Origin of the sequence: Caballeronia sp. SBC1 (assembly GCF_011493005.1) — a bacterium.
In the GTDB taxonomy this organism is placed as follows: domain Bacteria; phylum Pseudomonadota; class Gammaproteobacteria; order Burkholderiales; family Burkholderiaceae; genus Caballeronia.
Genome location: NZ_CP049156.1, coordinates 723,750 through 737,328, shown reverse-complemented (window position 1 = coordinate 737,328; position 13,579 = coordinate 723,750). Strand labels below are relative to the sequence as shown.

General features: G+C 59.7%; 12 protein-coding genes. 7 read left to right on the top strand and 5 right to left on the bottom strand.

The features are described 5' to 3' along the window. Window positions 1-10: 10 nt before the first annotated feature. The 7 genes from SBC1_RS03175 to SBC1_RS03145 all read left to right on the top strand — a co-directional run bounded on the left by SBC1_RS03175 (window position 11) and on the right by SBC1_RS03145 (window position 7,467). Entirely contained in the window at window positions 11-205 is a 195-nt protein-coding gene (locus tag SBC1_RS03175; RefSeq protein WP_031359576.1) for a zinc-finger domain-containing protein, read from the top strand. A 292-nt stretch (window positions 206-497) separates the two neighbouring features. Then, window positions 498-1,547: a lipopolysaccharide heptosyltransferase II gene (gene waaF / locus SBC1_RS03170; RefSeq protein WP_165987287.1), complete on the top strand. Its 1,050-nt coding sequence runs from the start codon at window positions 498-500 to the stop codon at window positions 1,545-1,547. Window positions 1,548-1,846: 299 nt separating this feature from the next. Beyond that, window positions 1,847-2,293 (top strand): nuclear transport factor 2 family protein, encoded by a 447-nt coding sequence (locus tag SBC1_RS03165; RefSeq protein ID WP_165086759.1) that lies wholly within the window; start codon window positions 1,847-1,849, stop codon window positions 2,291-2,293. A gap of 149 nt (window positions 2,294-2,442) precedes the next feature. Further along, entirely contained in the window at window positions 2,443-3,738 is a 1,296-nt protein-coding gene (locus SBC1_RS03160; protein ID WP_243830269.1) for a YheT family hydrolase, read from the top strand. Continuing rightward, the gene (locus SBC1_RS03155) at window positions 3,731-4,363 is read left to right on the top strand and encodes a DUF2946 family protein (RefSeq protein WP_165987285.1); all 633 of its coding nucleotides are present in this window, start codon (window positions 3,731-3,733) and stop codon (window positions 4,361-4,363) included. The genes SBC1_RS03160 and SBC1_RS03155 overlap by 8 nt, the downstream gene beginning before the upstream one ends. A gap of 103 nt (window positions 4,364-4,466) precedes the next feature. Continuing rightward, window positions 4,467-4,946 (top strand): cyclic pyranopterin monophosphate synthase MoaC, encoded by a 480-nt coding sequence (moaC, locus tag SBC1_RS03150; protein ID WP_165086752.1) that lies wholly within the window; start codon window positions 4,467-4,469, stop codon window positions 4,944-4,946. Between the two features lie 586 nt (window positions 4,947-5,532). After that, complete coding sequence (locus SBC1_RS03145) at window positions 5,533-7,467, top strand: acyltransferase family protein (RefSeq protein ID WP_165987283.1); 1,935 nt, start codon at window positions 5,533-5,535, stop codon at window positions 7,465-7,467. 159 nt (window positions 7,468-7,626) lie between these two features. Here the strand turns inward: SBC1_RS03145 and SBC1_RS03140 are convergent, their stop codons facing one another. The 5 genes from SBC1_RS03140 to sucC all read right to left on the bottom strand — a co-directional run bounded on the left by SBC1_RS03140 (window position 7,627) and on the right by sucC (window position 13,454). Continuing rightward, window positions 7,627-9,444, bottom strand: a complete 1,818-nt coding sequence (locus tag SBC1_RS03140) for a PglL family O-oligosaccharyltransferase (protein ID WP_165987282.1) — start codon at window positions 9,442-9,444, stop codon at window positions 7,627-7,629. Between the two features lie 230 nt (window positions 9,445-9,674). Further along, entirely contained in the window at window positions 9,675-10,289 is a 615-nt protein-coding gene (locus tag SBC1_RS03135; RefSeq protein ID WP_165086747.1) for a pilin, read from the bottom strand. Window positions 10,290-10,407: 118 nt separating this feature from the next. After that, window positions 10,408-11,118, bottom strand: a complete 711-nt coding sequence (locus SBC1_RS03130) for a TerC family protein (RefSeq protein ID WP_165987280.1) — start codon at window positions 11,116-11,118, stop codon at window positions 10,408-10,410. Window positions 11,119-11,274: 156 nt separating this feature from the next. After that, a complete protein-coding gene (gene sucD / locus SBC1_RS03125) occupies window positions 11,275-12,156 on the bottom strand; it encodes a succinate--CoA ligase subunit alpha (protein WP_031359567.1) in 882 nt (293 codons plus the stop codon). Window positions 12,157-12,287: 131 nt separating this feature from the next. Further along, entirely contained in the window at window positions 12,288-13,454 is a 1,167-nt protein-coding gene (sucC, locus tag SBC1_RS03120; RefSeq protein WP_047895824.1) for an ADP-forming succinate--CoA ligase subunit beta, read from the bottom strand. Window positions 13,455-13,579 lie beyond the last annotated feature (125 nt).

Sequence of the window (13,579 nt, the reverse complement as noted above, 5' to 3'; positions counted from 1 at the left end):
GAGATTCCTCATGAGCGAACTGAAGGAAATGCCGCTGGTCCAGTTGTCGGCGAAAGATGTGCCGGCGTTCTGCCCGAACCCCAACATGCCGCGCTGGAGCACGCATCCGCGCGTTTTCCTCGATATTTCCCACGGCGAAGCGCGTTGCCCGTATTGCGGCACGCGCTACAAGCTGAAAGATGGCGAACACATCAAGGGTCATTGAAACTTTGTCTTCGTGAAGAAAGCGGTATGCGGCTTGAATCACGCCGCCCGCTTGGTCTTCGCGGCCACAAGCGATGCCGTGCTGCATGCGACCGTTGTAACCCCGTTGTAACCGTTGACGCCGCCGATCCCGTAGAACGCTACGCCCCGGTCGCATTCGGTAGGTTGACAGCACAAAACCTCGCGCCTCGACGCCGGACACCCTGGGTGCCGGGTGCCTCACCCCCAATTGCAACAACGCGCCCGCCCACATGGTGCGAGCTGCGTTATTTTTGAGACTGGAACTTACATAGATGCGTCGCGCGTTGGTTATCGCACCGAACTGGATTGGTGACGCATTGATGGCGCAGCCGCTGTTTTCGCTGCTGAAGAAGCTGCATCCGCGGATTGTTATCGATGCTGTCGCACCCGCCTGGGTCGCGCCCGTGCTGGAACGCATGCCCGAGATCCACGACGTCTACGCCACGGATCTCGCCCACGGCAAGCTGCAAATGCTGCGTCGATGGCAACTCGCGAGCGATTTGCGCGACGTGGGTTACGACGCCGCGTATGTGCTGCCGAACTCTTTCAAATCGGCGCTGATTCCCTGGATGGCGGGGATCAACCTGCGCGTCGGCTATACGGGCGAAAGCCGTTATGGCCTGCTCAACGTGCGGCACGCGAATCCGGCCAAGGGTCAACGCCCGCCCATGGTGGGCCAGTACGCCGCCCTCGCTTATGCGCCGGGCGCGAAGCTGCCGTGGCTGCAGGAAAACGCTACAGTTCCCATGCCGGTACCGCGGCTCGATACCGACCTGAACGAAGCGGCACGCGTCTCCGCGCGCTTTAATCTGGATACGCGCGCGCCGCTCGTCGTGTTTTGCCCGGGCGCGGAATACGGTCCGGCAAAGCGCTGGCCGCCGGAGCATTTCGCGGCGCTCGCGCAGTTCATCGCGCAGTCGTTCCCGTATGCACGGATTGTTGCGCTCGGGTCACCGAAAGATTCGCCCATCGCCCAGGCCATCGCCGATCGCGCGCCGAATGTGCGTAACCTGTGCGGGCAGACGTCACTGGGCGAAGCCTGCGCGCTGATCTCGCGTGCGAGCGCCGTGGTCACGAACGATTCCGGCCTGATGCACGTTGCCGCCGCGCTGCGCCGCCCGCTGGTGGCCGTGTTCGGCTCGACCGACCCGCGCCACACACCGCCCCTCTCCGATCTCGCAAAGGTACAATGGCTGCACCTCGAATGCAGTCCGTGCTTTGCCCGCGAATGTCCGCTGGGTCATTTGAACTGTTTGCGTGAACTCGGCGCCGAGCAGGTTTTCGGCGATTTACGCGGCATGTTGATGATGCAGCGTCATTAAAGCGGGTTGAGTTGAAGCGGCTTCGGCGCCGCAGCTCGTGCTGAATGAGCCAGCCTGGCCGAGCCGCGTCAAAGATTGCTTCACAACTTCGTCAGGGCTGCGTCTGCCACGCAAGGTTCCCCGGTGCTGTGTCCGCGTCCACCCCAAGTTCTCATCGGCGGCGTGTGTGCGGTTACCAGCAAGTCCTGACATGCCAATGTCCCTGAGCCGGGGCATGCTTTTGAAACTTGACCGAACCGTGGCGCTCACTGTCCGAGAACATCAGGCGCCATGCATCGACCGTTAGAGACCCACTAGCCATGCCACGTTTTGCCCGCCTGTTCGAAGCCGCCGCCGATACCCTCAACGCCTATTACCAGGCTGTCGCGGAGGGCAATATCGACAGCGTCATGGCGCTCTGGATTGACGAGGAATTTGCCACTTTCATCTGTGCGGACGGCTCGCATCTGAGCGGCCTGGACAGTATTCGCGCGGGCCTGGCGGCGCAACTGGGAAACCGGCCGGTCACGGTCGAGCCGCTCGATATCCGCGTCTACGACAGTCTCGGCACCGTGGTCTACGCCATCGCCGAAGCGCATCAGCCCGCCGAACCGGGCAGCTCGCCCATCATGGTGTTCAGCACCTATGTAATGGTCCACGAGCGTGGTGAATGGCGCATTGCACATATCCACGCTAGTGCGATGCCAGACGAAGCCGCAGGCCAAGTTGCGGCGAAAATGCGACATGGACAAGGTCCGCTGCATTGACATCGGTTTTGCGGGTACGCTGGGCAGGGTAGCTGGCGTCCGCGGCTCGACGATTGTTTTGCCAGACCGGTTGGCCCGTTGATCGGCACACTGACTTGGCGAAGCAGCCTGCATCCGTTCGCATTCTGCATCCTGTTTGAAGACGCGCCATGAAACGCGATCACGCTCATCTCCTTCCCGCCGCTCCCGCGCTGGATACCCCTTCTACGCTTGAGCAAACCGCTTCCGTCCCTCTCGACGCGGCGCGTGAACCGCTTGAACCGCTGACCGAATGGCTGTACCAAGCGCCTCGATGGCTGCCCACCGCGCACGCGCAGACCATTGTGCCGGCGTTGTTCGCACAGCGTCCCGCTGTGAAATACCAGCGGGAACGATGGACCACCCCGGACGGAGATTTCATCGATCTCGACTGGCTGGCTTATGACGCCGATGGTGAGAACAAGACCCGCGATCATTCCAATGGCGCCATCACGAACGCCTCGCACCCTGCGTCGTGCGGGCTTCTTCGAAACGGCGTCGCAACATCGTTCGATGAAGCGACGACCTTGCGCGATGGCGTTGGCCTCGACACTACGGCGGGAGGGACCAATCCGTCTCCCGGCCCTGCCGCACCACTCTTTGTGCTCTTCCACGGCCTTGAAGGCAGCTCGGACTCGCACTATGCACGCGTGCTGATGGCCGAAGCGAAGGCGCGGGGCTGGCTTGGCGTCGTGCCGCATTTCCGCAGCTGCGGCGGCTCGATGAATCTCCTGCCGCGCTTCTACCATCTCGCCGATAGCGCCGAAGTCGACTGGGTCCTGCGTCGATTAAAGGCGCAACATCCCGGGCCGGTCATCGCGGCGGGGGTATCGCTCGGCGGCAACGTGCTGTTGCGCTGGCTGTGCGAGCAGGAACAGGATGCAGCCGCCATTCTGGACGCGGCCGCCGCGATCTCCGCACCGCTTGATGTCCACGCCGGTGGCCACGCCATATCACAGGGTTTCGGCATGGTCTACACGCGCAGCTTTCTCAAGACGCTCAAGCACAAGGCGCTGGCGAAACTCGACCAATATCCCGGCCTGTTCGACCGCGACGCCATGCTCGCGGCCCGTACCATGCACGCCTTCGATAACGCCGTGACCGCGCCGCTGCACGGTTTCCGCGATACCAACGACTACTGGACCCGCGCCACCACGCGGCCCTATTTGCCGCGTATCGCCATTCCAACGCTGCTTCTGAACGCCCGCAACGATCCGTTCCTGCCGGGGCGCGTGTTGCCGTCGGCGGCGGAAGTTTCAGCGGCCGTGACGCTCGACCAACCCGCGCATGGCGGCCACGTCGGTTTTATGACCGGGCCGTTTCCAGGGCGGATCGACTGGTTGTCGCAGCGGGTGTTCGGCTATTTGCAGACCCATGTGCATCACGTCCATCACGTGGCACACCAAACGGATTCCGAGCATGGATGAGATCGTCAAACAAGCCTTGGCCAAATGGCCGAACGTCCCGCATTGCACCGGCTGGCTGCTGCTCGACCGACGCGGCCAGTGGCGTATGCGCGACGACGCCACGCAGGCAGCACGTCTTCCCGGCGACATCATCCGGCACGACGCGTTGCTGGGTTTCATCAACCGCAACTACGCCGCCGATGCCGACGGACAGTGGTTCTTCCAAAACGGTCCGCAGCGCGTGTATGTGGAGCTGGGTTACACGCCGTGGATCGTGCGGCTGAGTGAAATGGACGTCGCGACGGACGCCGCGACGGACGCCGCGACCGACAGCGCGACGGCCGGCTCGCTGCGGCTGACCGATCACGCAGGCGGACGGTTCGAGCCGACGGCGGTTTGGCTCGACGATGAAGGCGGTGTGCTGTTCTCCGATAGCTCCGATGCGTCTTCTGAAGCCCCGCGCGTCGCCGCGTTGCACGATCACGATCTCGATCTGTTTTCCACGCACGCCGATCTCGACGATAACGGCGGCGTGTTTCATTTCTCGGCGGGCGTGGACCTGACGCTGCAGCGTATTGAACGAGCCGATGTGCCAGTCAAGTTTGGATTTGTCACCAGCCCTGCAGCGAAAGCGGCGGCGTCCTGAAGCGAAAGCAAAAATGACTTGAAAGGCTTATCGTAGCGGCTTGTGCGCGCCTGGACCACCCGCGCGCCGCTGTTATGATGTGCGCCCGTTGCAAGGAGAGCTTATGTCCGGACTTACACATTTTGATGCTTCTGGCGAAGCGCACATGGTCGATGTTGGCGACAAAAGCGAGACGCGTCGCGTAGCCATCGCGCGCGGTTCGATCGTCATGCTGCCTGCCACGCTCGCGCTGATCCGCGACGGCAAGGCCAAAAAAGGTGATGTACTCGGCGTCGCGCGAATTGCAGCGATTCAGGGCGCGAAACGCACCTCCGATCTGATTCCGCTATGCCATCCGCTGGCGTTGACCCGAGTGGCGGTGGATTTTTCCATCGATGAAAACCTGCCGGGCGTATTTTGCGAAGTACGCGTGGAAACGTTCGGACGCACCGGCGTGGAAATGGAAGCGCTGACCGCCGTGCAAGTCGGACTGCTGACTGTATATGACATGTGCAAAGCAGTGGATCGCGGAATGACGATCACCAACGTGAAAGTGCTGGAGAAGCACGGCGGGAAATCGGGGGATTGGGTGGCTGAGCGTTAAGTCATTCTTCTGGCTAATCTTTCCGCTGACACTCTCCGCATTGTCCACCTACCTTTGGTGTTCTGCGACGCCCCCGACCCCGATCTCCACCTCGCTGCCTTAGCCACCCCATCCTTGCGGGCAAAAACCGTGGGTACCCGCCACGCTCTCTACCCTGGCGGAAGAGTTTTTCATGGGACAAAGGCAACCGTTCGCTGATCGGTAACATTGCCGTGGCGGACGATCCCTCATAAAGAACCGAGAGCCCCGCTGTGTGCGGAATAGCACATTAGCAACTCGCTATGGCGATGCAAGATTGGCACTCAGTCGATTGCTCCAAGAACCGAATTCAGCTTCGTTGAAAGGCGCTTCATCTCCCGATCCTCTGGGACGCGCTCCGGCATTAGCGCTTGTGTCGTATGTCAGACCGAATGGTGCGTGTGGCGGGTGACCGTTCAACACGCTCCTGCGTCAACACGTTATACAAAAGTCTTTCGAACAGATTCTAAGAACGCCAAGAGAAACTGAAGCAGGAATCAACGGGCACATGTCTCAGCAACGAGAACATGGGCGTGGTGGCTGAGGGAACGGCGTCCGGGAGTTTTGGATGAAATTCAGAAGCGACATCAACGGTCTGCGTGCCATTGCGGTGATAGCGGTCGTGCTTTATCACTTCTCGGTACCGCGCTTCGAAGGTGGCTTTCTCGGCGTCGATGTGTTCTTCGTCATATCCGGCTTCTTGATGACCGGCATCATCTTCAGGGGCATCGAGAAAGGCGGCTTTTCCATTCTTACGTTCTACAAGTACCGTGCGCGAAGGATCATTCCCGCGCTAGCGGTACTCTGTTTCGTCTTGCTGGCTGCCGGCTGGTTCGTGCTCTTGCCGTCCGAGTTCCGCGCGCTTGGCAAGGAAGCAGCGGCCAGCATCGGCTTCTTCTCGAATATCTCGTTCTGGCGGGAAGCCGGTTATTTCGATGTGCGATCTTTGGAAAAGTGGTTGTTGCATACATGGTCGCTCTCGGTGGAGTGGCAGTTTTATCTGCTTTATCCGCTTCTGCTGGTCGCGTTGACCAAATGGCTGTCTGCCGTTTGGGTACGTCGATGGATTATCGTAGGGACAGGGCTTTCCCTTGCCGTCTGCATTTATCTCTCTGCGCCAACGAAGTGGCCCACTGCAGCGTTCTATCTATTGCCCACGCGCGCGTGGGAGATGCTGGCCGGCGCGCTTGTGTACCTGTACCCAATACGCGCATCCGAGCGCACCCGAGCGGCACTGGAGTGGACCGGCCTGGCGTTGATCGCCTTCGGGCTTATGCGCTTCAATGCTCAGATGATGTGGCCTGGGTGGCTTGCAATCGTGCCCGTTGGGGGCACCGCGCTGATCATCGCTGCAGCCCGCAACGACTCCTGGGCAACAGGCTCAAAACCCGCGCAGTTCATCGGGAAGATTTCGTATTCCGTCTATCTGTGGCATTGGCCGGTGGTTGTGGCCCTAAGTTACTACGGAAAGGCGACATATCCGATATGGGTCGGAGGCGGGATCGTCGCTGCGTTTATCTTGGGCTATCTCTCATGGTGGCTCGTGGAATCGCGCACGCAAGGGAAGTCCGCGGCGGCCCATACTTTTCTGCCCTTCGTTCCCCTGCGGGTGGCACTCGCGTTTGCATTGTTCGTCTTTGCCGGCGGCGGAGTGATTTATTACGGGCAAGGCGTACCCGCGCGGTTCGACCGCTCGGTCTTTGTCGCGGATGAGGAAACTTACGATACCAATCCGCACCGCACCATCTGCCATATGCTGCTCGACCCGTGTGACGTCTATAAAACGCAGTTGGAGAGCCGCGCGGTCATCATTGGAGACAGCCACGCGGAGGCACTCGCGGAGGCGCTCAACGCAGCAGTGCCGAACGGCAAGCGCGGCGAAGTGATCCTGATTGCGATGCAAGGCTGCCCGACGATTTACGGCGTACGCCGTGAAAATGGCGACTGCCTCGCCGCCGACGAAAAATACATTACTCTGCTCGGCAAGGATGCGTCGAGAATGCCGCCGGTCGTCATCGTGAATCACTGGTCGGAATATACCGCGGGTGAAACCACCAACGGGCTGTCATTCGTCGACCCCGATCATCCCGGGCGCAAGGGCGTGCCATTCTCGATCAAGGAGTACGACCAGCATTTTATATCGACGATATGCGGACTCGCGAGAGCGCGGCCGGTTTATCTTGTCGAACCAGTCCCTGAATTCGACGTAGATGTGCCAAATACCCTTGCACGCGAGAAACTCGCGAACCCGGATGCGCCCGACTTGACGATCGATCTTACCGATTACTATAAGCGCAATGCCCACGTGCTCGGTTTGATGCGCGAAGCGCGCGACCAGTGCGGCGTCCGGCTGCTCGATCCAACTCCATACCTTTGCCGGAATGGCAAGTGTCTCGGTTCGTACCGAGGAAGGCCGCTTTATTCGGACGGTCATCACATGAGTGAATACGGCAATCGCTTCCTTGTGCCTATGTTCCGGAAGGTGTTTGTATCGTCACAATGATGGCGCGTTGGGTGGGATTGAAGTTTCGCTTTAGCTAACGCGTTTAGTCGAGAAAAAAGCAGTTCCAACGTAAGCCGAACTGCTTTTATTTTCGCCAACAATCGATCTCGTCGCCTTTAAAGCCCGGGCCTGATCGAGGCCGACTCTCAAGCGACTTCCTCAATCGTCATCATCATTTTCATCGTCAGTAGTCGACGGCGCTGGCACACCATACATCTTCACCAGCTCCGCCTTGAACCCGGCCAGCGGCTTACCCTGATCGTCCAATAGCTGATAAACATCGGCCAGTTGTTGCGGCCAGTCGTGCAGCTCAGTGGAGAATATCTTCAGCCGGGCGATAGTATCAAGCGCGTCCTGTGACTGTCCGGCCAGCGCCTGCAACACCGCATAACGCCTCAAAACGGTTTCCCCCGGCAACAACGCCAGCGCCTTACGATGCATCACGAGCTTCGTAGCGAGATCCTGGCTGTTCATCGGCAGCAACGTCGCGGCGCCATACTCACCCCAGGCGCCGAATAAAAACGACGGATCAGCACTATATTGCTCAGCCGGCTGCGAACCGTAATAGAGCACTTCCGAGCGGTTGTAATCGCGCAAGATGGGGTACAGCGAAGCGAGTCCAAGCACCACCAGTACGACATACAAACCATAGGACAACGACCGCGACACCCATCGCACCGGACGCGTTTCGAGCAAGCCGAAGATCAGCATTGCGGGCATCAGGTAGAACATATACTGCTGCGGATACTCAACCAGCGCGTGCATCATCAGCACGCCCAGCAGCGACAGCGCGAAAATCCGCGCAGGCGTATGCGGTGCACGCAGCACGCGCACGAGCCAGCACACCACGCTGAACAGCACGATCGCCATGCCGAGCAGACCGGTTTTCGCCAGCAAGTCGATGAAAATATCGTGCGAATTGTTCGCGATCTCGACACCGCCAAGCTCCCGCACGAACTCGAACTGATGCAGCGGGAACTCGCCCCAGCCAACACCCAGCAACGGATGCGTCAGGAACATGGTCCAGCCGTACTTCCAGAGCGCAAGCCGCGGCGCGATCTGATTCGCGTCCTGCATCCGCTCCGCCGCCGATTGACCGAGTTCAAGCTGAAAACGCAAGTTCGCCCAGCGAATCGCAGCATTCACCGCGAAGAACAACACGAGAAGCACGACCGGAATCAGCCACGCGCGTGCTTTGCTGCGAACGACGCGGCTAGCGGGACCATCCGGATCATCCGCCAAGGTCGAGCGGCCCTGAATGAGGGCCATCCAGAATCCCCCGACCACGATCACGCCCATCTGCAACCACGGTCCCCGCGAGACGGTCAACGCGAGGCCCGCCGAAAATATCGCGGATAGGACGAGCCATATGATCATCGGCAGGCGTCTTGTTTGCACCAGATACAGCGCACCTGCGGTCGCGAATGCAATGTAGGTGGCGAGGTGATTCGCCTGCGCCATATTGCCGAACGGCCGCCGTTCAATCGCAACGTTGTAGGCCACCACGAACGGCGAAAACTTCGCCTCCATATGGAACAACTGCACGACCTGACAGAACACGGCGAACAGGCCACCGACGATCAACGCAGCCGCGCCCCAGCGCAACGCCTTCTCGGCCAGACCCGCGCGCACGAAGCCATAACCGGTATGAACCGCGATAAACGATGCCAGTAAATAGCCGCCGCCGAGCCAGTTCATCGACGGCTGCGACACCGGCAAAACCACCGTCTGCGCCACGAGCAGCAAGCCGAGCACAAGCGGCATCAACGCAATGACTGGCGTCGCGAATGGCACGCGTGGCTCGGACAAACGCACGATCAGCGCCATACCCCCGCCAAGCGCCAGGAACAGTCCAAGCGCGCTGAACTCGGCGTAGAAGGTCGGAATGGGATAGGTATGGTTGACGACCGCGAACGGGATCGTCAGTGCCAGACAGAGGACAGCAAAAGAAAAGTAGCGCGCGATGTTTGAAGGCATGTGGGGTAGGGAACGTCGGCAACCGGCGCACTATACAAAAAATTACCCATGCTGTGCGGCGCCTGGCATGAAATGCGCCGAAATCACCGTCATTAGCGAAAATTCCGTGGTGGTTTCAGCGAAACACCGAGGCTGTCCGCAATCCGCGTGCTCGCTCGCAAGCGCCATGACAACGATTCAGCGCGATTACGGTTTCATGCAGCCAGCCTTTCAGCTCTTTTATTCGCTTGTTAAGTCCTGCATTCCGGCGGTGCGAGATTAGGCGGTAATGTTGGTGCTTCCGAAGGTGACGGCCCCGCGCCCGGCGCTGGCAAGGAAGAAGCCGTTTTCGTGGCGGCGAAACATTCCCACGTGATCGATCCGGCCTGAACCGAACCCTTCGTCAGAACGGTACGTGCAGTCGGCGCCTCGGCGTTGTCCGGTGTTGAAGGCACGAGCACGAGCGTATTAGATCCAACTGGCGCCACACGCGTGGAAAACGCGATGGTGACTTGCCCATTGGTATCGTCGACGTGAATCGACTCAACGTTCCGGGTTCCCGGCGGTGACGAATATCCCCCGCCCAGGTCAGAGCCGCTCGCGGCATTTTCCGCCACCGCCAACCGTGCCGACGATGCCAGCGACAGGCCCTCGCCCACCCGGCTACGCGCCAGGTAATCCTGATAAGCCGGAATGGCGTACGCCGCGACCACGCCGACAATTGCCAGCACGATCATCAACTCGATCAACGTGAAGCCCATCCCAAAACGCTTTATTTTGCCGCGCGTAATCAGTCTTCGAAACCACGCGTGACTGCTACCTGCTTCATCTGACCTGCACACCGCTGCTGTTATTGCTGCTGCCATAGCTGAACTCCCAAAAAGACGAAGCGCCTGGTTGCGTAATGCAATCCAGACGCTTCGATCTTATTGAGCGCCACGCGATCTCAACAGTCAGCCAGACGGCCTATGGCTTGACCGGAAATCAGTGCGCGACTTTCGCTTCCTTCGCCAGCACACACCGTCGAAAATACCAGCCGACGGCCAGCACCAGCACTGCGCCCGCTACATGCGCGGTGTACTCGGCGCCCAGCACGTTCAATGCGGGCCAGCGGTCGAAGAACGGATCGTCGATCATCAATCCGCCTGCGATCCACCCGAGCAAACCAGCGCCAAGCGCAATCACGATCGGGAATTTGTCGAGCAGCTTGAGCACCAACGTACTGCCCCACACGATCAACGGGATGCTCACCAGCAAGCCAAAGATAACCAGCGCCAACCGATGCTCCGGATCGGCCGCTTCGGCAGCACCCGCCACTGCGATCACGTTGTCGAGACTCATGACGGCATCGGCCACGATGATTGTCTTGATCGCGGCCCAACGCTGGTCGGTCGGCTTGATATTCGGGTCGCTGTGATCCGGCATCATCAACTTCGCGCCGATCCACAGCAACATCAGGCCACCGGCGAATTTGAGGAACGGGACATCGAGCAGCACCACGGCGAACGCAATCAGCGCGACCCGCAGCACGATAGCGCCGAGCGTACCCAGCAGTACGCCTCGCGTGCGCAGCTCCTTCGGCAAATTGCGGCAGGCGAGCGCAATGACTACGGCGTTATCGCCGCCAAGGAGGATATCGATAACGATGATTTGCAGAACAGCGCCCCAATGGAGCGTGGCGAAAAATTCGAGCATGAAAAGACTGGTGATCGGCAGCGACAGAAAAAAACGCGCAATAAAAAAGCGGAGAAGCCTTAGCTCCCCCGCTTTTGGAATCGACGTTTTACGAAAAGCTTACGTAAGCATAGCGCAGCCCTGCGTTTTCTGTCGATCAGCCGTTCCTTAAACCCCTTAAAGCATCGCCTTCAACAGACGCGCCATTTCCGACGGGTTCTTCGTGACGGTGATACCGCACGCTTCCATGATTTCCAGCTTGGCATCGGCCGTGTCCGCGCCGCCCGAGATCAGCGCGCCCGCGTGACCCATGCGCTTGCCGGCCGGAGCCGTGACGCCCGCGATGAAGCCAACCACCGGCTTCTTCATGTTGTCCTTGATCCAGTAAGCCGCGTTCGCTTCGTCCGGGCCACCAATCTCGCCAATCATGATCACGGCGTCCGTGTCGGGATCGTCGTTGAACATCTTCATGACGTCGATGTGCTTCAGTCCGTTGATCGGATCGCCGCCAATACCGACTGCCGACGACTGGCCAAGGCCAATAGCCGTCAACTGGCCAACCGCTTCGTACGTGAGCGTGCCCGAACGCGACACCACGCCAATACGGCCCTTACGGTGGATATGACCCGGCATGATGCCGATCTTCAGCTCGTCCGGCGTGATCGTGCCCGGGCAATTCGGTCCGAGCAGCAGTGTCTTGCGATTTTCGCGACGCATACGGTCCTTGATCTCGAGCATGTCACGCACGGGAATGCCTTCCGTGATGCAGATCGCGAGATCCAGGTCTGCTTCAACCGCTTCCCAGATTGCAGCAGCGGCGCCAGCCGGCGGCACGTAGATCACCGAAACGGTTGCGCCCGTTTCAGCTTTCGCTTCCGCGACACTTGCGTAGATTGGGATGCCTTCGAAATCTTCGCCGGCGCGCTTCGGGTTCACGCCCGCCACGTACGCTTCACGGCCGTTCGCATACTCGCGGCAAGCGCGGGTGTGGAACTGACCGGTCTTGCCGGTAATACCCTGGGTGATGACCTTGGTGTCTTTGTTGATCAGAATCGACATAGTGTGACCTCTGTTCGTCGACGTCGCCCGTGCCTCGAATGCTCATGGAGCACTCATAGGCACAGCCGACGCCTTTCGTATCTGGTGGAACGCTCGTAACCGGGTGTTTGCTGGAACCAAAACGACCCGGATTACTTGCCCTCGGCGGCTGCGACGACCTTCTGCGCAGCTTCTTCCATGCTGTCGGCCGCGATGATCGGCAAGCCCGAATCCGCCAGCATCTTCTTGCCGAGATCTTCGTTCGTGCCCTTCATGCGCACAACCAGAGGCACCTTCAGCGACACGGCCTTCGACGCTTCGATCACGCCTTCCGCGATCACATCACAGCGCATGATGCCGCCGAAAATGTTCACGAGGATTGCCTTGAGGCCCGGGTTCTTCAACATGATCTTGAAGGCTTCCGTGACCTTCTCGGTCGTAGCGCCGCCGCCCACGTCGAGGAAGTTGGCCGGCTCGCCGCCGAACAGCTTGATCGTGTCCATGGTGGCCATTGCCAGACCAGCGCCATTCACCAGGCAGCCGATGTTGCCATCGAGCGAGATGTAGGCCAGATCGAACTTCGAAGCTTCCACTTCAGCCGGATCTTCTTCGTCGATATCGCGATACGCGACGATGTCCGGGTGACGGAACAGCGCGTTGGCGTCGAAGTTGAACTTGGCGTCCAGTGCGATCACCTTGCCGTCGCCGGTGACGATCAGCGGGTTGATTTCTGCCAGCGATGCGTCCGTTTCCCAGAATGCCTTGTACAGGCCTTGCAGGATCGCGCGCGCTTGCGGGATCGAGCCTTCCGGAATGCCAATCTTGCGCGAGAGGTCGTCGGCGTCTTTGTCCAGCAGACCCGTGGACGGCTCGACGGCGAACTTGTGCAGCAGTTCCGGCGTCTTTTCCGCGACTTCTTCAATGTCCATGCCGCCTTCGCTCGATGCCATCACCACGACTTTTTGCGTGATACGGTCGAGTACGAGGCCGATATACAGTTCCTTCTTGATGTCCGCGCCTTCTTCGATCAGCAGGCGGTTCACCTTTTGGCCTTCAGGGCCGGTCTGGTGCGTGACGAGCTGCATGCCGAGGATCTGGTTCGAATATTCGCGAACCTGTTCCAGCGTCTTTGCAACCTTCACGCCGCCGCCCTTACCGCGACCGCCAGCGTGAATCTGAGCCTTGACGACCCATACCGGGCCGCCCAGCTCTTCAGCGGCCTTGACCGCATCGTCCACCGAGAACACGGGCTTGCCGCGCGGGACCGCGACGCCGAACTTCCGCAGGATTTCCTTTCCCTGGTACTCGTGAATCTTCATGCGTGATTCCTTCAGTCTGAGAGTTGGATTGAACTTCGATTACGTGGATTAATGAGTTGCTTGAATTACTTGGATTACCTGAATTACGTCGGCGTTGCTTCCGGGGTGAAAAGTATGCGCGTCCG

What these genes read in the sequence shown, in the direction of transcription:
- SBC1_RS03175 (WP_031359576.1), top strand. Translation starts at nt 11, where the DNA reads ATGAGCGAACTGAAGGAAATGCCGCTGGTCCAGTTGTCGGCGAAAGAT.
- waaF (WP_165987287.1), top strand. Translation starts at nt 498, where the DNA reads ATGCGTCGCGCGTTGGTTATCGCACCGAACTGGATTGGTGACGCATTG.
- SBC1_RS03165 (WP_165086759.1), top strand. Translation starts at nt 1,847, where the DNA reads ATGCCACGTTTTGCCCGCCTGTTCGAAGCCGCCGCCGATACCCTCAAC.
- SBC1_RS03160 (WP_243830269.1), top strand. Translation starts at nt 2,443, where the DNA reads ATGAAACGCGATCACGCTCATCTCCTTCCCGCCGCTCCCGCGCTGGAT.
- SBC1_RS03155 (WP_165987285.1), top strand. Translation starts at nt 3,731, where the DNA reads ATGGATGAGATCGTCAAACAAGCCTTGGCCAAATGGCCGAACGTCCCG.
- moaC (WP_165086752.1), top strand. Translation starts at nt 4,467, where the DNA reads ATGTCCGGACTTACACATTTTGATGCTTCTGGCGAAGCGCACATGGTC.
- SBC1_RS03145 (WP_165987283.1), top strand. Translation starts at nt 5,533, where the DNA reads ATGAAATTCAGAAGCGACATCAACGGTCTGCGTGCCATTGCGGTGATA.
- SBC1_RS03140 (WP_165987282.1), bottom strand. Translation starts at nt 9,444, where the DNA reads ATGCCTTCAAACATCGCGCGCTACTTTTCTTTTGCTGTCCTCTGTCTG.
- SBC1_RS03135 (WP_165086747.1), bottom strand. Translation starts at nt 10,289, where the DNA reads ATGGCAGCAGCAATAACAGCAGCGGTGTGCAGGTCAGATGAAGCAGGT.
- SBC1_RS03130 (WP_165987280.1), bottom strand. Translation starts at nt 11,118, where the DNA reads ATGCTCGAATTTTTCGCCACGCTCCATTGGGGCGCTGTTCTGCAAATC.
- sucD (WP_031359567.1), bottom strand. Translation starts at nt 12,156, where the DNA reads ATGTCGATTCTGATCAACAAAGACACCAAGGTCATCACCCAGGGTATT.
- sucC (WP_047895824.1), bottom strand. Translation starts at nt 13,454, where the DNA reads ATGAAGATTCACGAGTACCAGGGAAAGGAAATCCTGCGGAAGTTCGGC.